Below are 19523 nucleotides of genomic sequence, written 5' to 3'. Positions count from 1 at the left end.
ATCAGGCCCCTGCCCGCTCCATGCCGAGGCGGGCAATGCGGCGCAGTTCGTCGATCGGGGTGAGGCCGCCGCTGCGCTCATAGTGCCAGAAGGTCCAGCCGTTGCAGGCGTCCAGCCCCTGCACCTCGGCGCCGATCTTGTGGATCGAGCCGGCGCTATCGCCGATGGCCACGGTGCCGTCGGCGCGCACCTTGGCCGCCCACCGCTTCTTGGCGTCATAGAGCGTGGCGCCGGGCAGCATAAGACCGGTGTCGATCAGGCTGACAAAGGCAACGCGCGGCTCGGCGCGCTTGCCGGTAAGCACGGTGAGATCCTCGCCGTCCAGCGGCCGGACGGCATCGATGCGCTCGTTGGCGGCATCGATATAGGCCTGCTCGCGCTCGATGCCGACGAAGTGGCGGCCAAGGCGTTTTGCCACCGCGCCGGTGGTGCCGGAGCCGAAGAAGGGATCGAGCACGATGTCGCCCGGTTTGGTCGAGGCCATCATGATGCGGGCCAGCAGCGCTTCCGGCTTCTGCGTCGGATGCAATTTGTCGCCGTTCTCGTTCTTCAGCCGCTCGCCGCCGGTGCAGATCGGAAACAGCCAGTCGGAGCGCATCTGGACGTCGTCGTTGGATGCCTTCAGCGCCTCGTAGTTGAAGGTGTAGCCTTTGCCCTTCTGGTCGCGCGAGGCCCAGATCATCGTCTCGTGCGCATTCTGGAAGCGGCGGCCGCGGAAGTTCGGCATCGGGTTGGTCTTGCGCCAGATGACGTCGTTGAGGATCCAGAAGCCGAGGTCCTGCATCCGGGCGCCGACCCTGAAGATGTTGTGGTAGGAGCCGATGACCCAGATGGTGCCGTTCGGCTTCAGCACGCGGCGCGCCGCCAGCAGCCAGGCGCGGGTGAACGCGTCGTAGGCTTCAAAGCTCTCGAACTGGTCCCAATCGTCGTCGACGGCGTCGACCTTGGACTGGTCGGGCCGGTGCAGGTCGCCGTCGAGCTGAAGGTTGTAGGGCGGATCGGCGAAGATGACGTCGATCGATTTTTCGGGCAGCCGGTCGAGTGCCGCAACGCAGTCGCCCTTCAGGATCGTGTCCAGCCATTCGGATTGCTGGGGAGCGTGGGAAAGCTCGTCGAGAAGACGCACGGCTGACATTGTTACACCCAAGGCACGCGTTACTGTTTTACTTCCTGTTATGGTTACCGATCAGCGTAAATATTCGGTGAAGGGCGGAACCGGTTCGGCCGCCTAGGTCCGGTTAATTTGCGAAGCCCGGCCTGTTGGTGTATGCCGCGCCGCCTGAGCCCTGTCGGGCCGCCCACCATCCTTCCCTTGTTCGGATTGCCATGCCCCAGCCAGACCTTGTCATATTCGATTGCGACGGCGTGCTCGTCGATTCCGAAATCATCGCCGCGCGCATCGAAGCCGAGCTTTTGACCTCGGCCGGCTATGAGATATCGCCGGAGGAACTTGCCGAGACCTATGCCGGGCTGACCTTCAAGGACATCATGATGCGGGTCGAGGAGAAGTCCGCCATCCCGTTCCAGGTCTCGCTGATCGACCGTGCCGAAGAGCTGGTCGACCGCAAATTGCGAAGCGATGTGCGCGCCATCGACGGCGTGCGCGAAGCGGTCGCGGCGGTGACCGTGCCGCGCTGCATCTGCTCCAACTCACGCTCCGAGCGGATCGAGTTCATGCTGGACAAAGTGCATCTGCTGCCGTTCTTCGCTGGCCGCATCTTCTCGGCGATGGAAACACCGACCGGCAAAACCAAACCGGCTCCGGACGTGTTCCTGTTTGCCGCCGAAAAGCTCAACGCGAAGCCGGAAAACACCTTCGTCATCGAGGATTCCGTGCACGGCGTCGCCGGCGCCAGGGCGGCCGGCATGCGCGTCATCGGCTTCACCGGCGCCGGGCACAGCTATCCCGGCCATGCCGACGCGCTGACCGAGGCCGGCGCGGAAACCGTCATTCGCCGCTGGACGGAGCTGAAAAGCGTGATCGCCGCTTTGTCTGAGTGGTCCGCGGACGCCTGAAAGGGCAGTCCGCAGCCGCTTTTAAGCGGGTCAGTTCGTCGCGGGGGCGGCTCTCTTCCTCTTGCCCTTCGGCTTGTTCGTCGCGGCTTTCGGGGCGCCCTCGTCATAGCCGGCAAAGGCCTGGTAATCCTGCGCTGTCGGCTCCGGCACTACGACGTTCTGGTCGGTGAAGACAAACTGCGTGGCGGCAGAGGGGTCGGTGACCTGGACCTGATAGGGATGGATCTGCGAATAGAGCACCTCGGTGCCATGCATCACCGCGACGCGGATCGGCATGGTGATCGTGCCCGGCGCGAACATCGGTCCCGGAACGACCTTGCCGGCGACGGCGATTTTCATCGACAACTGGCCGTTGGCGTTGCTGCAGTCGCGGGTGACGTCGGTGATCGAGGCCTGGTAGATGACCTTGGCGGGATCGCGATCGGGATCGACGATGGTGCCGTCGGGCGCCGGCTGGGCGGCAGCCGCGGCATCCTGGGCGGCGTCGGTCTTCTTCCTGGGCTTGGCGGAGCCCTTGGCATAGGTGCTGAAGAAGGCCGTGCCGTCGCGCAACGTCACCTTCGGGCAGTAGGCCCGCAACTGGCTGGCGAGCACTTTGGGATCCTGCGGCGGGGGTGGCGCCTGGGTGTCCTTCTTGCCGAAGCCGAGGTTGAGAACGCCATTGTCGCTCGATTGGCAACCGGCGGCGGCAAGCATAAAGCCGGTGAGCGCCAGACCCGCGACAAAGCGGTTGTTGAACGAATAAAACGCCATGAAACTGCACTTCCCTCTCGCAAAGCTGGTGACGTATATCAACCGCGCGGCAAAAATGCGACTGATCCGGCTCGGAAAATTAACCACCTTGCGGTGAATGAAACGCCCGGCAAGAACGGAATGTGACGATGCAATATGTGAGTACCCGCGGGGATGCGCCCGTGCTTGGATTTTCCGACGCGGTGCTGGCCGGGCTGGCGCGCGACGGCGGGCTCTATGTGCCGCGCGAATGGCCGCAGTTTTCGGCATCCGATATCCGCGCCATGCGCGGCCTTGCCTATCCCGACCTCGCCATCCGCGTGCTGACGCCGTTCCTCGGCGGTGAAATCGCGGCGCCAGTGTTCGAGAAACTGGTGCGCGAAGCCTATGCGACCTTCCGTCACGAGGCCGTCTGCCCACTGGTGCAGACCGGCGCCAATGCCTTCGTGCTGGAACTCTTCCACGGCCCGACGCTGGCCTTCAAGGACGTGGCCATGCAGCTGCTAGCCCGGCTGATGGACCATGTCCTGGCCGAGCGCGACCAGCGTGCAACAATCGTCGGCGCAACCTCCGGCGACACCGGGGGTGCCGCCATCGACGCCTTTGCCGGGCGCAACCGCACCGACATCTTCATTCTCTTCCCGCACGGCAAGGTCTCGCCGGTGCAGCAGCGCCAGATGACGACGTCGACCGCCGCCAACGTCCATGCGCTGGCCCTTGAAGGCAATTTCGATGACTGCCAGGGCCTCGTGAAGGACATGTTCAACGACCACGGTTTTCGCGACCGGGTTTCGCTGTCGGGCGTCAATTCGATCAATTGGGCCCGCATCATGGCCCAGATCGTCTATTATTTCTCCTCCGCGCTGTCGCTCGGCGCGCCGGACAGGCCGGTGTCCTTCACCGTGCCCACCGGCAATTTCGGCGACATCTTCGCCGGCTATGCCGCCAAGAGGATGGGGCTGCCGATCGAGCGGCTGATCATCGCCACCAATGACAACGACATATTGGCGCGCACGCTTGCTAGCGGCGAGTACCGCACCAAGGGCGTCTTCGCCACCACATCGCCGTCGATGGACATCCAGGTATCGTCAAACTTCGAGCGCCTGCTGTTCGAGGCGGCAGGCCGCGATGCCGCGACAGTGCGTCGCTACATGAACGGGCTCAAGCAGTCCGGTGCCTTCACCATCGAAACAGGCGAAATCGCCAGGATCAGAGCCGAATTCGACGCCGGCCGCTCCGATGTCGGCGAGGTCGCCGCCACTATCCGCTCGACGCTCGAAGCCAGCAATTATCTGCTCGATCCGCACACAGCCGCGGCCATGCATGTCGCGGTCGGCAAGGCCGTCAGTGCCATCCCGATGGTGGTGCTGGGCACCGCGCATCCAGCCAAGTTTCCGGCCGCCGTCGAAGAGGCCTGCGGCGTGTCGCCGGCCCTGCCCGCATGGTTAGGCTCCTTGATGTCAGCCGACGAAAAATACACGGTACTTCCATCCGACCTGAAAATGGTGGAAGATTATGTTACACGCCACACGCGGGCGGCGCGTTAGGGAGTACTAGCCATATGGGTGTTGAGGTAAGCCGTCTGTCGAACGGCCTGACAGTCGCAACCGAAACCCTTCCAAGTCTCGAATCCGTTGCCCTTGGTGCCTGGGTCAAGTCAGGCGCCCGCAATGAGCGCGAAGAAGAGCACGGAATGGCCCATTTGCTCGAGCATATGGCCTTCAAGGGTACGAAAAGGCGCACCGCCTTCGAAATCGCTTCGGAAATCGAGAATGTCGGCGGCGAGATCAATGCCGCCACCAGCGTCGAGACGACCTCCTATTACGCCAGGGTGCTCTCCGACGACGTGCCGCTGGCGGTCGACATCCTTGCCGACATCCTGCAGGAGTCCGAATTCGACCCGGAGGAGCTGGAGCGCGAGCAGCATGTGATCCTGCAGGAGATCGGCGCCGCGCACGACACGCCCGACGACATCGTCTTCGACCGTTTCACCGAAACCGCCTTCCGCCATCAGACGATCGGCCGCTCCATCCTCGGCACGCCGGAGACCGTCAAGTCCTTCACCTCCAAGCAGCTGCATAATTTCATCGAGCGCCAATACGGCGCCGAGCGCATGGTGGTCGTGGCCGCCGGCGACATCAAGCACGACAATTTCGTGCGCGAAGTCGAGAAGCATCTGGGCGGCTTCCGCGCCAAGGCCGAGAGCAACATTCCGCAATATGCGCAATATGTTGGCGGCGACTTCCGCGAGGACCGCGACCTGATGGATGCGCAGATCGTGCTCGGCTTCGAGGGCCGCGCCTACCATGTGCGCGACTTCTACGCCTCGCAGGTGCTGTCGATGATCCTCGGCGGCGGCATGTCGTCCCGGCTGTTCCAGGAAGTCCGCGAAAAGCGCGGCCTGTGCTACTCGGTCTATGCTTTCCACTGGGGCTTTTCCGACACCGGCATCTTCGGCGTCCATGCCGCGACCGGGCAGAGCGACATCGCCAAGCTGGTGCCCGTCATCATCGACGAGTTGCAGAAGGCAGGCGAAAACATCCTGCAAGAAGAGCTCGACCGGGCCCGGGCGCAGTATCGCGCGGGGCTGATCATGTCGGCCGAAAGCCCGGCCAGCCGCGCCTCGCAGATCGCGAGGCAACTGCTCCTGTTCGGCCGGCCGATCGCCAAGGAAGAACTGATGGAGCGGCTTTCGGCCTTGACCATCGAGCGGCTGACCGACCTGTCGGCGCGACTGTTTTCGACCAAGCCGACGCTCACCGCCGTCGGCCCCGTGGGTACGCTTGCGCCCTATGAGGCGATCCTCGATTCGCTTTCGGGCACGCAGACGACGGCCCGCAAGCTCGCCGTCTAAGACCTCCCAAGCGCCATGTTCGCGCTCCCTTTCTTTCGCCGCGATCTGCCGGCACTGAAGGGTGACCGGATTACGCTGCGCGTGCCGCTGACCAACGACTACCGCGAATGGTCGGCGCTGCGCGGCGAAAGCCGCACCTTCCTGGAGCCGTGGGAGCCGCGCTGGACGACTGACGAGCTTGACCGCACGGCATGGCGGCTGCGCATCAGCCGCTACCGCGAGGACTATGCGCAAGGCACGGCCATCGCCTTCTTCATCTTCGAGAAGAGCAGCGGCAAGCTTGCCGGCGGCATCACGCTCGGCAACATCCGCCACGGCGTCGCGCAAAGCGGCCATATCGGCTACTGGATCGGTGAGCGCTATGGCGGCCGCGGCCTGATGACCGAAGCTGTCAAGCTGGTGTCGCAATTCGCCTTCGATACGCTGAGGTTGCACCGGATCGAGGCTGCCTGTATTCCCGACAACGCCCGGTCGATCCGCGTGCTTGAAAAAGCCGGATTCCGGCGCGAAGGACTTCTGCGATCCTATCTCAGGATCAATGGCATCTGGCAGGACCACTACCTCTACGCCCGGATCGCGGACGATCCGCCGGGCGCTGGAACGAAGGGCTGATTTTTGACGAATTTCCTGCGAATCGGCTCGTTGTTCGCGCTCCTCTTGGCGACGATCGTGACGCTTTGCACGGCGTCTTCGGCCTTCGCCGTCGAGCCGATCAAGATCGCCCGCGACGACGTGGCGCTCGACCTGTCCGGCGCCGTCGAAATCTACCGGAACCAGGGCGAAAATTTCCAGGTCTCGACCGCGCCAGGACCCGACGGCATCGTCAGGCGCATCGAGGTCGAGGCCAATGACGCGCGCTCGACCGGCGACTGGGCGGTGTTCGCGCTGGCCAACACCACCGACCAGCAGCTCGACCGGCTGATCGTGGCGCCGCATTTCCGGCTGGTGAATTCGGGCATCTTCTGGCCCGATCTCGGCTCGACCCGCATCGCCGCCATCACGCCCAGCGAAGGCTTCGCGCTTGACCGCCAGACCAGCCCCGACGCCGACGTGTTCCGGGTGACGCTGAACCCCGGCACGGTGATCACCTTCATCGCCGAGCTCGCCTCGCCGAAACTGCCGCAGGTCTATCTGTGGGATCCGGAATCCTACAAGGACTCGGTCAATTCCTACACGCTGTTTCGCGGCATCGTCATCGGCATCGCCGGCCTGCTGGCGCTGTTCCTGACCATCCTTTTCGTCGTCAAGGGAACCTCGATGTTCCCGGCGACCGCAGCGCTGGCCTGGGCGGTGCTTGCCTATATCTGCGTCGATTTCGGCTTCCTCAACAAGGTCATCGAGATATCGCCGGGTAATGAGCAGATGTGGCGGGCCGGAACGGAGGTGGCGCTTGCGGCGACCTTCGTGGTGTTCCTGTTCGCCTATCTCAACCTCAACCGATGGCACGGCCATTTCAGCTACGGCGCGCTGGTCTGGATCCTCGGGCTGGTGCTGATCGCGGGCGTCGCCATCATCGATCCGGCGGTCGCGGCTGGCATCGCCAGGCTGTCCTTCGCCGCCACCGCGGTGACCGGGCTCGGCCTGATCATCTTCCTCGGCATACGCGGCTACGACCGCGCCATCATGCTGGTGCCCAGTTGGGTGATGGTGCTGTTATGGCTATGCGGGTCGTGGATGGCGATCACCGGCATGCTCGACAACGACATCGCCCAGCCGGCACTCGGCGGCGGGCTTATCCTGATCATCCTGCTGATCGGCTTCACCGTCATGCAGCATGCCTTTGCCGGCGGCGCGCTGCATCAGGGCCTGTTCTCCGACCTCGAGCGGCAGGCGCTGGCCGTCGCCGGATCAGGCGACATCGTCTGGGACTGGGACGTGCTGCGCGACCGCGTGGTGACAAAACCCGATGTCAGCGTGCAGCTTGGCCTGGCGCCCAACAGCCTCGGCGGCGCCGCCCGCAACTGGCTGCCAGTCCTGCACGCCGACGACCGCGACACATTCCGCACCACGCTCGACGTGGTGCTGGAGCACCGGCGCGGCCGGGTCTCGCAGAATTTCCGCCTGCGCGGCGCCGACGGCCACTATCACTGGTTCTCGCTGCGCGCCCGGCCGGTGATCGGCTCGGATGGCGAAGTGATCCGCTGCGTCGGCACCATGGTCGACGTGACCGAGCAGAAGAAGTCCGAGGAAAGGCTGCTGCACGATGCCGTGCACGACAATCTGACAGGCCTGCCGAACCGCGAATTGTTCATGAACCGGCTGGAGGCGATCATCTCGATCGCCCGCACCGAGGAGAAGGTGCGCCCGACGGTCTTCGTCATCGACATCGACCGCTTCAAGCAGGTCAATGACGGTCTGGGCATTTCGGCCGGCGACACGATCCTGCTGACCATCGCGCGCCGGCTGCACCGGCTGCTGAAGCCCAAGGATTCGCTGTCGCGCTTTGCCGGCGACCAGTTCGCGCTGATGCTTCTGTCGGAACAGGACCCGGCCCGAATCGCCGCAGTGGCGGACGCCATCAAGCATGCGATCAACAACCCGATCACCTTCGCCAAGCGCGAGATCGTGCTCACCGCATCGATCGGGCTGATCACCTGGACCACGGCGCAGACCTCGGCCGAGGACATGGTCAAGGACGCCGAGCTTGCCATGCACCAGGCCAAGCGCTTCGGCGGCGACAGGATCGAGCCGTTCCGGCCCGCCTTCCGCACTGTCGGCACCGACAGGCTGCAGTTCGAATCCGACCTGCGCCGCGCCATCGAACGGCGCGAATTCACGCTCGCCTACCAGCCGATCGTGCGCCTGGAGGACGGCAGCGTCGCCGGCTTCGAGGCGCTGCTCAGGTGGGACCATCCCCGCCGCGGCATGATCCCGCCGGGGGATTTCATCCCCGTCGCCGAAAACTGCGGCCTGATCGTGCAGCTTGGCCTGTTCGCCATGCAGCAGGCGGCCGAGGACCTGGCGACCTGGCAAAAGCAGATCGGCGATGCGCCGCTGTCGGTTTCGGTCAACCTCTCCAGCCGCCAGCTCATCCGCCGCGATCTGGTCAGCGACGTCCGCTCCGTCATCGCGCGCGCCAATCTGAAGCCGCGCTGCTTCCGGCTGGAACTTACCGAATCGCTGGTGATGGACAATCCCGAGCAGACATCGCATGTGCTGAACAAGCTGAAGCAGCTCGGCATCGGCCTGTCGCTGGACGATTTCGGCACCGGATATTCGTCACTGTCCTACCTGACGCGCTTCCCCTTCGACACCATCAAGATCGACAAGAGCTTCGTTGACGATAAGACGCCGAAGCGCGCGGTGCTGCTGAAATCCATGGTCCACATGGCGCACGAACTTGGTCTGTCGGTGGTCGCCGAAGGCATCTCCGACGAGAGCGATGCGCTGGAGCTGCGCCAGATGGGCTGCGAATATGTGCAGAGCTTCATGTTCGGCGCGCCGATGCCAGGCGACCAAGTGCTGAAGACGCTGAAGGAACAGTATCCGCTTACTCAGGCGTGATGTTCAGGCGTGACCGGCGGCCAGGCTGAGATGCGCCAGATCGATGCCGATCGAGGCGAGGATGCGGTCGTATTTGCGCTCGATGTCGGCGTCGAACAGAAGCTCGGGGCTGGCCGGGCAGGTCAGCCATCCGTTCTCGGCGATCTCGCTTTCCAACTGGCCTGCACCCCAGCCCGAATAGCCGAGCGCCATGAGCGCGCGGCGAGGCCCGCGGCCCGACGAAATGGCGCGCAGTATATCGACGGTCGCGGTCAGGCAGATGTCGTCGGAGACGCTGAGCGACGATTCAACCCGGTAGTCGCCGGAATGCAGGACAAAGCCGCGGCTGCGGTCGACCGGCCCGCCATTGCGCACGACGAAGTCGCGCGCCTGCGCCGGCAGGCGTATCGCCTCCTGCTCGTTCATGATGCCGAGCTGCACCAGAAGGTCCGGAAACAGCATCTGCTGCGTCTGGTTGATGATGAGGCCCATCGCGCCCTCGTCGCTGTGGGCGCAAACGTAGATGACGGAGCGCGTGAAACGGTCGTCCTTCATGCCGGGCATGGCAATCAGGAACTGGTCGTCGAGAAAGCCGCGTCCAGCAGCCGTCTTCTTGTGGCGCAACAAGTCCATGACGTGAGGGTAACGCGTTTCCGGGGCGCCGAAAAGATGCGCCTCGCGCGATTTGAGGTCGGCCGACCGTGCCCGGAGCAGATGAACTCGCGGATCGCGCATCGTCGGGCTGAAAGTCCAACTCCAACAACCCTAGCTGTGATGTCACGCAAATATGATACCGAATGGGTCATGAGATCATTGCGCTGCCACGAACGGACGATCAAATCACGGCCATGCAAAGCTTGAAAATCCTGCTCGCCAGCACTGCTGTCGTCTTGGGAACGGGCCTTCCGGCCTTGGCCTCCTCCTCGGTCTGGTACAACAGCGAGGGCGGCAAGGTACGGCTTGTGACCAGCGGCAAGCCCGACGAAGCCGGACGTATCCAGGGCGTGCTCGACATTGCGCTCAAGCCCGGCTGGAAAACCTATTGGCGCGACCCTGGCGACGCCGGCGTGCCACCGCAGATCGACATCTCGGCCAGCACCAACATCTCCGACGCGCGGTTTTCGTTTCCGCCGCCGCAACGTCACGACGACGGTTACGGCAAGTGGGCCGGCTACGACCATCCCGTTTCGCTGCCGATTACCTTCACGCTGTCGGCGCCGGATCAGCCGGCGGTCATCGACGCCAACATTTTCCTCGGCATTTGCGAGACGATCTGCATTCCGGTGCAGACAAGGCTCAGCGTCGATCCCGGGGCCGATCCGGACAATGCCAAGGACGCTGCACAGGTGAAGGCGGCGCTTGCCACCCTGCCGGCTGCTCCACGGCCCGATTTCGGCATCAACGTGCTGCCCGGCGACCACGAGACACTGATCGTCGAGGCGAGCTTTCCAGGCGACCCGGAAGCCGCCGACTTCTTCGTCGCCGGTGAAAGAGACTACATGTTCGGTGCCCCGGTTCGCAGCGAGAAAGATGGCAAGCTGTTGTTCACAGTGCCAATCCTCGACCGGCCGTCGACGACACCGACCGATGGCGGCCTCTACTACACGCTGACAAGTGCCGAAGGCGCGGTCGAAGGCATGCTGCCTTTCCCGTGATGGCAGAGCCGCAGATGCGCAGACTGTAACATCCATTGCGCCAGGCGCCATGGCGGTTGCGGGCGACGCCCGACTTCGCTATCGCAAGGACAGGTCCCTTCCCCACACATTGAACGAGGCATCCATGACCATCTCCGTTGGCGACAAGCTGCCCGACGCGACCTTCAAGACGATGACCAACGACGGCGCCAAGCCGATCACGGCGGCCGAGATCTTCGCCGGAAAGAAGGTCGTGCTGTTTGGCGTTCCCGGCGCTTTCACGCCGACCTGCAGCAACAACCACCTGCCCGGCTATCTGGAGAACCATGACGCTATCCTCGCGCGTGGGGTCGACACCATCGCAGTCGTTTCGGTCAACGATGTGCATGTCATGGGCGCGTGGGCGCGCTTCACCGGCGGCGAGGGCAAGATCCTCTATCTCGCCGACGGCAATGGCGATTTTGCCAAGTCGGTCGGCCTCGACTACGCCAGCGACGGTATGGGGCTGCGCTCGAGGCGCTTTTCGATGATCGTCGACGACGGCAAGGTCACCGCGTTCAATGTCGAGACCAAGCCAGGTGTCGACGAGTCGGGTGCGGCGCATATCCTGGGACAGCTCTGAGCCTCCAGGGCAGTCATGAAGGTCGTCAGGTTCGCCTTGGCGTGACGGTCGCGCGCGTGTAGGTGCTTCTGGATTTTCACTTTTGGGGGGACTTCGGCGATGTTCGATATTGTCTGGCGCAGCATGGCGATCGGCATTGGCGCGACGGTGCTGATGGATATCTGGGCCTTCTTCCTTCATGTGGCCTTTGGCCAGCCGCGGCCGAACTGGGGGCCGGTCGGCCGCTGGGTCTGGCACTTGAGGAACAAGGTGTTTCACGACGACATCGCGGAGGCCTCGACCTACGCACAGGAAGTGGCGCTGGGCTGGGCTTTCCACTATGCCGTCGGCATCGCCTATGGAATCATCCTCGTCCTTCTTGCGGGAACGGCGTGGCTTGCCGCGCCGACCTTCCTGCCGGCATTCACCCTCGGTATGGTGACCGTCGGCGCCGGCTGGTTCCTGCTCTCACCCGGCATGGGTGCCGGTTGGGCAGCCTCAAAGCGCCCCAATCCGATGCAGATCCGGGCGCTCAACCTGGTGTCGCACACCGTGTTCGCGCTTGGGCTCTACGGCACGGCGCTGCTGATCCGCTGAATTCAGCTGAATTGGTCGTCAACGCGTTGCACCGCGCCATCGATCGGTCGCCAACCGTGAAGAACGCGGCGGGCTCCGATATCATAAGCGAAGTAGTTTCCGCCGCCCGCCGGCTGATCCGCTTCGCGGCTGATCTCCCGGCCGCTGAGAGAAAGCAGCAGCAGCGTTCCCACGCCGCCATGGCCCACGAAGGCAATATCGTCGGCGCCGTTGGCGCCAAGCACGGCTTCGACCTCGCTCACAACACGATGCTGGGCGTCGATGGCCCGCTCCCATCCGCGAATGCTGCTGTGTGGATTGGCGAAGAACTGGTCCGCAACGGCTTCGAACTCCGGCGGCGGCAGAAAGCCCGTTGCCGACCGGTCGTTCTCATGCATACGTTCCCTGACCTCGACCGCAAGGCGCAGATGCCCTGCGAGGATCTCGGCGGTTTCCATAGCCTTGCGTTCCCCTGACGACACGATACGCCGGATCGACCCGACCCATGGCTGGTCGAGCATTGCGGAGGCTCTCGCTCGCCCGATGTCGGATAGCCCCCACTGCGGCACCGGAATGCCGGCATCGATCTGAACCTGGGGATGCGTGATATAGTATGCGACAGGCACGATGGAGGTCTTTCTGCCAGTCAGCGGAGGCGCCCGAATTCAATAACTCTGGTTCGAACGCCGCGCCTTTGCGACCGCCGGTGGCTTTGCCTGTGCAGCTGGCTGCGGCGTCACTGTAGGCCTTGACAGGCCCTTCTTGAACGGCGCCATGCCTTCGCGCGCCAGTTCGTCGGCGCGCTCGTTCTCGGCATGGCCGGCATGGCCCTTGACCCAGTTCCAGGTCACCTGATGGCGCCTGTTGGCTTCGTCCAGCGCCTGCCAGAGCTCACCGTTCTTGACCGGCTTCTTGTCGGCGGTCTTCCAGCCGTTCCTCTTCCAGCCATGGATCCACTTGGAAATGCCGTCCATGACATATTTGCTGTCGGTGTGAAGGTCGACCGCGCACGGCTCCTTCAGCGCATTGAGCGCCGAGATGGCAGCGAGCAGTTCCATGCGGTTGTTGGTCGTCTCGGCCTCGCCGCCCGACAGTTCCTTGGTCTTGCCGTTGAAGCGCAGGATCGCTCCCCAGCCGCCGGGTCCCGGATTGCCCGAACAGGCGCCATCGGTGAAGATTTCAACCCGCTTGGTGATGTCAGTCATGTCAGCCCGTATTCGGAAGGGGATCGGATCGCCCGGTGGAAACGCATGCGGCGGATATATTCGGTCGGGTCGCGCTTCATGACCAGCCCGCCGTTGGGAATAGTCAGCCAGTCATAGAGCCTCGTCAGCATGAAGCGCAGCGCCGATCCGCGCGCCAGGATCGGCAGCGCGGCTTTCTCCTCGGGGCTCAGGGGCCGAACGCTCTGGTAACCCGCCAGCAGCGCGGTGCCCTTGGTCAGGTTGAACGAAAAATCCTTCTCGAAGCACCAGGCATTGAGACATGTGGCGACGTCGTAGGCATAGAGATCGTCGCAGGCGAAATAGAAGTCGATCAGCCCGGACAGTTTCTCGCCGAGGAAGAAGACATTGTCGGGAAAAAGGTCGGCATGGATTATGCCTTGCGGCAGGTCCTTCGGCCAGCTGCGCTCGAAATCGGCGAAATCGGCATCGACCTCCGCCGCCAGCCCCGGCTCGACTTCCTCGGCGCGGGCATGGGAGGCGTTCCACAGCTTGCGCCAGCCATCTATGGCAAGCGCGTTCGGCCGGCTCATCGAAAAATCCTGGCCGGCAAGATGCAGTTCGGCCAGCGCCTTGCCAACCTCGCCGCAATGCGCCGCCGTCGGCCGGCGCAGCGACAAGCCCTCGAGGAAGGTGATGATGACCGCCGGGCGGCCGGCCAGCGCACCGATGACGGTGCCGTCATGCGCGGTCACCGGAAGCGGGCAGGAAATGCCCTTCCTGGCGAGATGGCCCATCAAGCCCAGAAAGAACGGCAGGTCGGCCTTGTCGACGCGCTTCTCGTAAAGCGTCAGGATGTAGGAACCGCTCGTCGTGTGCAGCAAAAAATTCGAATTCTCGGTGCCTTCGGCAATGCCCTTGTAGGACAGGAGTTCGCCGACCGGATAGGCCTGCAGGAACGTGCCGAGCTCGCCCTCGCTGACATCGGTGTAGACCGCCATTGGCTGTTCACGCGGCTCCGTTGACGAAAGCCATGTCGGCCTTCGTCAGTTCGACATCGCGCAAAACCCGCATGACAGGAAAGTCCTCCGTTTCCGTTGCCGTGATCGCCAGATCGATCGTCACATCGAAGCGCTGGCGGAAGGCATCGATGATTTCGTCGACGATGATTTCCGGCGCCGACGCGCCGGCCGACAGGCCGAGCGTCGAGATGCCGGCGATGTCATTCCACGGAATTTCAGAAGCGCGCTGCACGAGAAGCGACATCGTGGCGCCGGCGCGTTCCGCGACTTCGACAAGACGCCGCGAATTGGACGAGTTGGGCGCGCCGACGATCAGATAGAGATCGGCACCCGCCGCGGTTTCCTTGACCGCCTCCTGGCGGTTGGTGGTGGCATAGCAGATCGATTCCGCTGCCGGCGCATGCAGCGCGGGAAAGCGATCCTGCAATGCCCGGATGATGCCGGCGGTGTCCTCGACCGACAGCGTCGTCTGGGTGACGAAGCCGAGTGCCTCGGGATCGGCAGGCGCAAGCTTCGCGGCGTCCGCCTCGGTCTCGATCAGCGTGACGGCGCCGTCCGGCAGCTGACCCATGGTGCCGATCACTTCAGGGTGCCCGGCATGGCCGATCAAAAGCACATGGCGGCCAAGCCGCTGGTGGCGCATCGCCTGCTTGTGGACCTTGGAGACCAGCGGACAGGTGGCGTCGAGATAGAACAGGTTGCGGGCCTGCGCATCGGCCGGCACCGATTTCGGCACGCCATGCGCCGAAAACACGACCGGGCTCTGGCGATGCTCGGCCGGGATCTCCGACAGTTCCTCGATGAAGACGGCACCCAGGCTCTGCAGGCCTTCGACGACGTAGCGGTTGTGGACGATCTCGTGGCGGACATAGACCGGCGCGCCGTATTTCTTCAGCGCCAGCACGACGATCTGGATGGCGCGGTCGACGCCGGCGCAAAAGCCGCGCGGCTGGCAGAGCCTGATCGTCAATGGGGGCTTGGTCGTGGTGTGAAGCATGAATCCGGGCCGGTTGTTCAGAGCCGAAATGAGGTGCGCACCCCTGCCCTGTCAAGGGCGGCGGCAACGATCATTCCGCTTTCGCCGGACGGCGAAGCCTGAAGATGAGGACGCCGGCAAGGGCAGCGGCAAGGCCGTACCAGGTGAAAGCGTATTGCAGATGGCTGTTGGGCAGGTCGATGATGGTGACGCCGCCGACCGGCAGGCCGCCGGGGTTTGGTGTCTTGTCGGCATCGATGAAGAACGGCACCAGCCGGGCTGCGGCCGGCAGGCCGGCGCTCGCCGACATCGCATCGCGATCCTTCCAGTAAAAGATGTTCTTCTGGATATCGTTGTCTGGAAGCATCATCGACGGCTTCGCCAGCAGCGGGTTGCGGGCGAGCCCGGTCACCGTCACCTTGCCTGCCACCTGCCCTAGAGGGCGCTTGGCGGCGTCCTTGAGGTCATAGGGAACAAAGCCGCGGTTGATCAGCACGAAACGGCCGTCATCCAGTTGCAAAGGCGTGATGACGTCGAAACCGGCAGCACCGTCCCAGGTCGAATAGAAGTGCCGCTCGCCCTGGTGCAGGAAAGTGCCCGACACCGTCACCGGCGTGTAGTCGACATCACCAGAGGAAGCGAACTGGGTTTCGACCTCGGCCAGCGGCCGCGGCGCCGAATGCGTGCGCTGGTCGATGGTCTGGAGAAGACCTTCCTTCCAGTGCAGGCGCTGGATCTGCCAGGTGCCGAGCGCCAGAAGGATGACGAACACGACCAGGCCGAGGCCGAGCAGCAATGCCGTCTTCGGCCGCGAACGGCCGGAACTCTTGGCCGATGCTTGGCTCATTCGCCGCGGTCCAGCCGGCCCTCGGCCGCCTTGTTGGCGTATTGCAGCGTCAACAGCACGCCTTTGATCAGCCTGAGCGCCGTCAGGCACAGCACCAGCGCCAGCGGTATCCAGACCAGCAGATGCAGCCACAGCGGCGGGCTCAGCGTCACTTCCACCCAGAGCGCCAGCCCGACGACAATGAAGCCGATGATCAGGATGACGAACACCGCCGGTCCATCGCCGGCATCGGCGTAGGAATAATCCAGGCCGCAATTCATGCAGCGCTTGCCGACGGTCAGGAACCCGGAAAACAGCCGGCCCTCGCCGCAGCGCGGACAGCGGCCGTGCAGGCCGGCCGAGATCGGCTCGATGGGTGGCCAGATCGCCTTGTCGTCGCTCATGCTCTACGGCTCGATCTCGATTGGCGTTCCATCGGCCACCATGGTCCAGATTTCATCCATATTGGAGTCCGTAACGGCAATGCAGCCGTCGGTCCAGTCGACCAATTGAAGCAGCCAGCCCCACCAGCCATAGCCGTTGGGCTGGCCATGGATCATGATCATGCCGCCGGGTTCGACGCCGGCCGCCTTGGCAGCCGCCATCTCCTCGGCATTCGGATAGGAGATGTGGATCGACTTGTGCGCGATGCTGTCGGGGTTGCGCCAATCCAGCACATAGCGCCCCTCGGGTGTGCGCTGGTCACCTTCACTGTGCTTGTGCCCGACGGGGTCGCCACCCAGCGCGATGCCGTAGGTGCGCAATATTTTGCCGTCGCCGACGAGTTCCAGCCGCCGCTCCGACTTGTCGACGCGCACCAGGTCGACGCGTTCAATTGCGAAGGCTGGGGCTGCCGCGACAAAGCCGGCACAAATGACAAAAAGGTGTCTCGAACGCATACCATCGATCGGCGATGATTATGCCGAAATGAAGAAGGCGGCCACGTCGCCGCGGCCGCCCTGTCGATTTCCGAGCGAAAGCTGTCAGTGGCCTTCGATCAGCGCGCCGTTCGAGGCCCAGACATAGATCGCGCTGAACAGGAACAGCCAGACCACGTCGACGAAGTGCCAGTACCAGGCCGCCGCCTCGAAGCCGAAATGCTGCTTGGGGGTGAAATCGCCCTTCATGGCCCGCAGCAGGCAGACAGCCAGGAAGATGGTGCCGATGATGACGTGAAAACCATGGAAGCCGGTCGCCATGAAGAAGGTGGCGCCATAGATGGAATCCTTGAAGGCGAACGGCGCGTGCATGTATTCGTAGGCCTGCACCATGGTGAACAGGATGCCGAGGCCGACGGTCAGCACCAGGCCGTTGATCAGGCCCTTGCGGTCGCCATGAAGCAGCGAATGGTGCGCCCAGGTGACCGTCGTGCCCGACAGCAGCAGAATGATGGTGTTGTAGAGCGGCAGGTGGAAGGGATCGAGGACCTCGAGGCCCTTCGGCGGCCAGACGCCGCCGGTGAAGGTGGTGCGGGCGTAATTCTGGACCTCGCCGGGAAACAGGCTGGCGTCGAAGAAAGCCCAGAACCAGGCGACGAAGAACATCACTTCCGAAGCGATGAACATGATCATGCCGTAGCGCAGATGCAGCGACACAACGCGGGTGTGATGGCCCTCATGCGCTTCCTTGATGGTGTCCGACCACCAGGCGAACATCGTGTAGATAACGATCAAGAGGCCGATGAAAAACAGCCACGGATTGGCGATGTTGTAGCCGAAGATCGGGAAATCGCCGGCCTTGAGATACTGCATATAAGCGACGCCGCCGATAGCGGTCACCAGCGCGCCGATGGAGCCCAGGAAGGGCCACGGGCTCGGGTCGACGAGATGGTAGTCATGCTGTGGTTTTGCGTGCGCGTCGGCCATATCAACCCCCGAGATTTGCTTCGGTATCTGAAACTTTGTTGCTGCTTGCGGCCGGCGCTGAGGACGCGACCGGCTTGTTCTTTTCGACCGGGAACATGGTGTAGGACAGAGTGATGGTCTTCAAGTCCTTCAGTTCCGGCACGTTGACGATGTCGGGATCCACGTAGAACACGACCGGCATGTCCAGCGTTTCGCCGGGCTTCAGCGTCGTGTCGGTGAAGCAGAAGCACTCCACCTTGTTGAAGTAGGGGCCCGCCAGTTCCGGCTGCACGTTGAAGGTCGCGCGGCCGGTAACGGGGCGGTCGAACTTGTTGGTCGCGGTGTAGTGCGCCTGGACCGTCTCGCCGATCTTGATGGTGATCGAACGGGTGACCGGCTGGAACTGCCACGGAACGCCGGCGATGTTGGCGTCGAAGCGGATGGCGACATCGCGGTCGAGTACGCGGTTCGCGTATTGCTGGGTGGCGCGTTTGGTCGTACCGCCATAACCGGTCGCCTGGCAGAACATCGCGTAGAGCGGCACGGCGGCGTAGGCCATGCCGATCATGCCGGCGAAAAAGGCAATGCAGACTCCCGCGACAACGCGGTTGGTGTTTTTCTTTGCGGGGACTGTCTGGCGGGTCATCTTCGGCCTCACATCGACGCGCCGCCGGTATGACCGAATTTCACGATGGTGGCGACGTAGAAGATGACGACAAGAACCGCCAGCGCCAGCCCAATGGCAGCGGAGCGGTTGCGCTGGGCTTTCCTCTGGCGTTCCGTCAACGTGATGAGTTCGAGCTTCTTGTCGACCATGATCATGCTCCGCCGATGGCAAGCGCGCGACTGACGACGCTGTCGGCAAGGTAAATGGCGAAGATGGCGAAGAGGTAGAGCAGCGAGTAGCCGAACAATGCCTTGGCCGGCTTCATCTCGCGGTCGCCGTCGCTCATGCGCAGCACCTTCCACGCATACCAGACGAAGCCTGCGCCGAGCAGCAGCGCGGCGATACCGTAGGCCGGCGTGGTGAAGCCGAGAACCCATGGCAGCACGCCAATGGGCGCAAGAATCAGAGCGTAGGCGAAGATCTGGCGCCGGGTCGAAGCCTGGCCGGCGACGTTCGGCATCATCGGGATGCCGGCCCTGGCATAGTCCTCGGACTTGAACAGCGCCAGCGCCCAGAAATGCGGCGGCGTCCACAGGAAGATGATCAGGAACAGGACAAGGCTTTCGAGGCTGATCGTTCCGGTCACCGCGGCCCAGCCGATGACGGGCGGAATGGCGCCGGCGGCACCGCCAATGACGATGTTCTGCGGCGTCCAGCGCTTCAGCCACATCGTGTAGATGACGGCGTAGAAGAAGATGGTGAAGGCCAGCAGGCTCGCCGACAGCCAGTTGACCAGGACGCCGAGCGTCATCACCGACAGCACGGAAAGCACCAGGCCGAAGGTCAGCGCCTCGCCGGGCTGGATGCGGCCGGTAGGGACGGGGCGGCTTGCGGTCCTGGTCATGATTGCATCGATGTCGGCGTCGTACCACATATTGAGCGCGCCGGAGGCGCCGGCACCGATGGCGATGGACAGGATCGCGATCACCGCCAGCAGCGGGTTGATTGTCACGGGCGCCGCGACCAGCCCGACAAAGGCAGTGAACACCACCAGCGACATGACGCGCGGCTTCAGCAGGGCGAAGAAATCGCCCGCGGTGGCTTCCGACATGCGAAAGCCCGCTTCGTCAATCAATGGTTTGTCGACAAGGGCCATGCGTACTTAAGTCCATCATTCCGTTGGCCAAAA

Annotated in this window: 22 protein-coding genes; 8 read left to right on the top strand and 14 right to left on the bottom strand. The window is 63.6% G+C overall.

The features are described from left to right. Position 1: 1 nt before the first annotated feature. Complete coding sequence (locus tag ACFX5Q_RS09500; RefSeq protein ID WP_404277231.1) at positions 2-1135, bottom strand: site-specific DNA-methyltransferase; 1134 nt, start codon at positions 1133-1135, stop codon at positions 2-4. A 191-nt stretch (positions 1136-1326) separates the two neighbouring features. Here ACFX5Q_RS09500 and ACFX5Q_RS09495 point away from each other — a divergent pair, with 191 nt between their 5' ends. Next, complete coding sequence (locus ACFX5Q_RS09495) at positions 1327-2016, top strand: HAD family hydrolase (protein WP_404277230.1); 690 nt, start codon at positions 1327-1329, stop codon at positions 2014-2016. Positions 2017-2046: 30 nt separating this feature from the next. Here ACFX5Q_RS09495 and ACFX5Q_RS09490 read toward each other — a convergent pair whose 3' ends face one another. Further along, a complete protein-coding gene (locus ACFX5Q_RS09490; RefSeq protein ID WP_404277229.1) occupies positions 2047-2769 on the bottom strand; it encodes a hypothetical protein in 723 nt (240 codons plus the stop codon). A gap of 128 nt (positions 2770-2897) precedes the next feature. On the opposite strand from ACFX5Q_RS09490, the gene thrC reads away from it, so the two are divergent. Genes thrC through ACFX5Q_RS09470 form a run of 4 tightly spaced genes read left to right on the top strand, consistent with a single transcriptional unit; the run spans position 2898 to position 9106 of the window. Then, positions 2898-4295, top strand: coding sequence for a threonine synthase (gene thrC / locus ACFX5Q_RS09485; protein WP_404277228.1), 1398 nt, complete (start codon positions 2898-2900; stop codon positions 4293-4295). Between the two features lie 14 nt (positions 4296-4309). Beyond that, complete coding sequence (locus tag ACFX5Q_RS09480; RefSeq protein WP_120014271.1) at positions 4310-5602, top strand: pitrilysin family protein; 1293 nt, start codon at positions 4310-4312, stop codon at positions 5600-5602. A 15-nt stretch (positions 5603-5617) separates the two neighbouring features. Continuing rightward, on the top strand, positions 5618-6214 hold the full coding sequence (locus tag ACFX5Q_RS09475; RefSeq protein WP_404277227.1) for a GNAT family N-acetyltransferase: 597 nt from the start codon (positions 5618-5620) through the stop codon (positions 6212-6214). Between the two features lie 3 nt (positions 6215-6217). After that, complete coding sequence (locus tag ACFX5Q_RS09470; protein ID WP_404277226.1) at positions 6218-9106, top strand: EAL domain-containing protein; 2889 nt, start codon at positions 6218-6220, stop codon at positions 9104-9106. Positions 9107-9109: 3 nt separating this feature from the next. Here ACFX5Q_RS09470 and ACFX5Q_RS09465 read toward each other — a convergent pair whose 3' ends face one another. Continuing rightward, on the bottom strand, positions 9110-9718 hold the full coding sequence (locus ACFX5Q_RS09465; RefSeq protein WP_040584182.1) for a YqgE/AlgH family protein: 609 nt from the start codon (positions 9716-9718) through the stop codon (positions 9110-9112). A gap of 215 nt (positions 9719-9933) precedes the next feature. Here ACFX5Q_RS09465 and ACFX5Q_RS09460 point away from each other — a divergent pair, with 215 nt between their 5' ends. The 3 genes from ACFX5Q_RS09460 (at position 9934) to ACFX5Q_RS09450 (ending at position 11917) form a co-directional block, all read left to right on the top strand. Continuing rightward, positions 9934-10740, top strand: coding sequence for a protein-disulfide reductase DsbD domain-containing protein (locus tag ACFX5Q_RS09460; protein WP_404277225.1), 807 nt, complete (start codon positions 9934-9936; stop codon positions 10738-10740). 124 nt (positions 10741-10864) lie between these two features. After that, entirely contained in the window at positions 10865-11341 is a 477-nt protein-coding gene (locus tag ACFX5Q_RS09455; RefSeq protein WP_404277224.1) for a peroxiredoxin, read from the top strand. A gap of 99 nt (positions 11342-11440) precedes the next feature. Beyond that, the gene (locus ACFX5Q_RS09450) at positions 11441-11917 is read left to right on the top strand and encodes a DUF2938 domain-containing protein (protein WP_404277223.1); all 477 of its coding nucleotides are present in this window, start codon (positions 11441-11443) and stop codon (positions 11915-11917) included. Positions 11918-11919: 2 nt separating this feature from the next. Here the strand turns inward: ACFX5Q_RS09450 and ACFX5Q_RS09445 are convergent, their stop codons facing one another. From ACFX5Q_RS09445 to ACFX5Q_RS09395, 11 genes are all read right to left on the bottom strand, one after another. Beyond that, positions 11920-12522, bottom strand: a complete 603-nt coding sequence (locus tag ACFX5Q_RS09445) for a histidine phosphatase family protein (RefSeq protein WP_404277222.1) — start codon at positions 12520-12522, stop codon at positions 11920-11922. Between the two features lie 39 nt (positions 12523-12561). Beyond that, positions 12562-13092: a ribonuclease HI gene (gene rnhA / locus ACFX5Q_RS09440; protein ID WP_404277441.1), complete on the bottom strand. Its 531-nt coding sequence runs from the start codon at positions 13090-13092 to the stop codon at positions 12562-12564. 5 nt (positions 13093-13097) lie between these two features. Beyond that, positions 13098-14060, bottom strand: a complete 963-nt coding sequence (locus tag ACFX5Q_RS09435) for a homoserine kinase (RefSeq protein ID WP_404277221.1) — start codon at positions 14058-14060, stop codon at positions 13098-13100. 7 nt (positions 14061-14067) lie between these two features. Continuing rightward, on the bottom strand, positions 14068-15078 hold the full coding sequence (gene ispH / locus ACFX5Q_RS09430) for a 4-hydroxy-3-methylbut-2-enyl diphosphate reductase (RefSeq protein ID WP_006206336.1): 1011 nt from the start codon (positions 15076-15078) through the stop codon (positions 14068-14070). A gap of 70 nt (positions 15079-15148) precedes the next feature. Continuing rightward, positions 15149-15904, bottom strand: a complete 756-nt coding sequence (locus tag ACFX5Q_RS09425) for an SURF1 family protein (protein ID WP_404277220.1) — start codon at positions 15902-15904, stop codon at positions 15149-15151. Then, positions 15901-16287: a DUF983 domain-containing protein gene (locus tag ACFX5Q_RS09420; RefSeq protein ID WP_404277219.1), complete on the bottom strand. Its 387-nt coding sequence runs from the start codon at positions 16285-16287 to the stop codon at positions 15901-15903. Before ACFX5Q_RS09420 ends, ACFX5Q_RS09425 begins: the two co-directional genes overlap by 4 nt. Before the next feature lie 3 nt (positions 16288-16290). Further along, positions 16291-16782, bottom strand: coding sequence for a murein L,D-transpeptidase family protein (locus tag ACFX5Q_RS09415; RefSeq protein ID WP_404277218.1), 492 nt, complete (start codon positions 16780-16782; stop codon positions 16291-16293). Positions 16783-16866: 84 nt separating this feature from the next. Continuing rightward, on the bottom strand, positions 16867-17748 hold the full coding sequence (locus tag ACFX5Q_RS09410) for a cytochrome c oxidase subunit 3 (RefSeq protein ID WP_404277217.1): 882 nt from the start codon (positions 17746-17748) through the stop codon (positions 16867-16869). A gap of 1 nt (position 17749) precedes the next feature. Then, positions 17750-18373 carry a cytochrome c oxidase assembly protein gene (locus tag ACFX5Q_RS09405; RefSeq protein ID WP_404277216.1) on the bottom strand — a complete coding sequence of 208 codons (624 nt, stop codon included), beginning with the start codon at positions 18371-18373 and terminating at the stop codon, positions 17750-17752. 8 nt (positions 18374-18381) lie between these two features. Continuing rightward, on the bottom strand, positions 18382-18543 hold the full coding sequence (locus ACFX5Q_RS09400; RefSeq protein ID WP_404277478.1) for a hypothetical protein: 162 nt from the start codon (positions 18541-18543) through the stop codon (positions 18382-18384). Between the two features lie 2 nt (positions 18544-18545). Then, on the bottom strand, positions 18546-19490 hold the full coding sequence (locus ACFX5Q_RS09395) for a heme o synthase (protein ID WP_404277215.1): 945 nt from the start codon (positions 19488-19490) through the stop codon (positions 18546-18548). Positions 19491-19523: the final 33 nt, after the last annotated feature.

Source organism: Mesorhizobium sp. IMUNJ 23033, assembly GCF_044778005.1.
Lineage (GTDB): Bacteria > Pseudomonadota > Alphaproteobacteria > Rhizobiales > Rhizobiaceae > Mesorhizobium > Mesorhizobium amorphae_A.
This window is presented reverse-complemented; position numbering and strand designations above follow the sequence as displayed.

Bases quoted from the DNA above. Each gene is read 5' to 3' on its own strand.
- ACFX5Q_RS09500 (WP_404277231.1), bottom strand. From the start codon at position 1,135: ATGTCAGCCGTGCGTCTTCTCGACGAGCTTTCCCACGCTCCCCAGCAA.
- ACFX5Q_RS09495 (WP_404277230.1), top strand. From the start codon at position 1,327: ATGCCCCAGCCAGACCTTGTCATATTCGATTGCGACGGCGTGCTCGTC.
- ACFX5Q_RS09490 (WP_404277229.1), bottom strand. From the start codon at position 2,769: ATGGCGTTTTATTCGTTCAACAACCGCTTTGTCGCGGGTCTGGCGCTC.
- thrC (WP_404277228.1), top strand. From the start codon at position 2,898: ATGCAATATGTGAGTACCCGCGGGGATGCGCCCGTGCTTGGATTTTCC.
- ACFX5Q_RS09480 (WP_120014271.1), top strand. From the start codon at position 4,310: ATGGGTGTTGAGGTAAGCCGTCTGTCGAACGGCCTGACAGTCGCAACC.
- ACFX5Q_RS09475 (WP_404277227.1), top strand. From the start codon at position 5,618: ATGTTCGCGCTCCCTTTCTTTCGCCGCGATCTGCCGGCACTGAAGGGT.
- ACFX5Q_RS09465 (WP_040584182.1), bottom strand. From the start codon at position 9,718: ATGGACTTGTTGCGCCACAAGAAGACGGCTGCTGGACGCGGCTTTCTC.
- ACFX5Q_RS09460 (WP_404277225.1), top strand. From the start codon at position 9,934: ATGCAAAGCTTGAAAATCCTGCTCGCCAGCACTGCTGTCGTCTTGGGA.
- ACFX5Q_RS09455 (WP_404277224.1), top strand. From the start codon at position 10,865: ATGACCATCTCCGTTGGCGACAAGCTGCCCGACGCGACCTTCAAGACG.
- ACFX5Q_RS09450 (WP_404277223.1), top strand. From the start codon at position 11,441: ATGTTCGATATTGTCTGGCGCAGCATGGCGATCGGCATTGGCGCGACG.
- ACFX5Q_RS09435 (WP_404277221.1), bottom strand. From the start codon at position 14,060: ATGGCGGTCTACACCGATGTCAGCGAGGGCGAGCTCGGCACGTTCCTG.
- ispH (WP_006206336.1), bottom strand. From the start codon at position 15,078: ATGCTTCACACCACGACCAAGCCCCCATTGACGATCAGGCTCTGCCAG.
- ACFX5Q_RS09425 (WP_404277220.1), bottom strand. From the start codon at position 15,904: ATGAGCCAAGCATCGGCCAAGAGTTCCGGCCGTTCGCGGCCGAAGACG.
- ACFX5Q_RS09420 (WP_404277219.1), bottom strand. From the start codon at position 16,287: ATGAGCGACGACAAGGCGATCTGGCCACCCATCGAGCCGATCTCGGCC.
- ACFX5Q_RS09415 (WP_404277218.1), bottom strand. From the start codon at position 16,782: ATGCGTTCGAGACACCTTTTTGTCATTTGTGCCGGCTTTGTCGCGGCA.
- ACFX5Q_RS09410 (WP_404277217.1), bottom strand. From the start codon at position 17,748: ATGGCCGACGCGCACGCAAAACCACAGCATGACTACCATCTCGTCGAC.
- ACFX5Q_RS09405 (WP_404277216.1), bottom strand. From the start codon at position 18,373: ATGACCCGCCAGACAGTCCCCGCAAAGAAAAACACCAACCGCGTTGTC.
- ACFX5Q_RS09400 (WP_404277478.1), bottom strand. From the start codon at position 18,543: ATGGTCGACAAGAAGCTCGAACTCATCACGTTGACGGAACGCCAGAGG.
- ACFX5Q_RS09395 (WP_404277215.1), bottom strand. From the start codon at position 19,490: ATGGCCCTTGTCGACAAACCATTGATTGACGAAGCGGGCTTTCGCATG.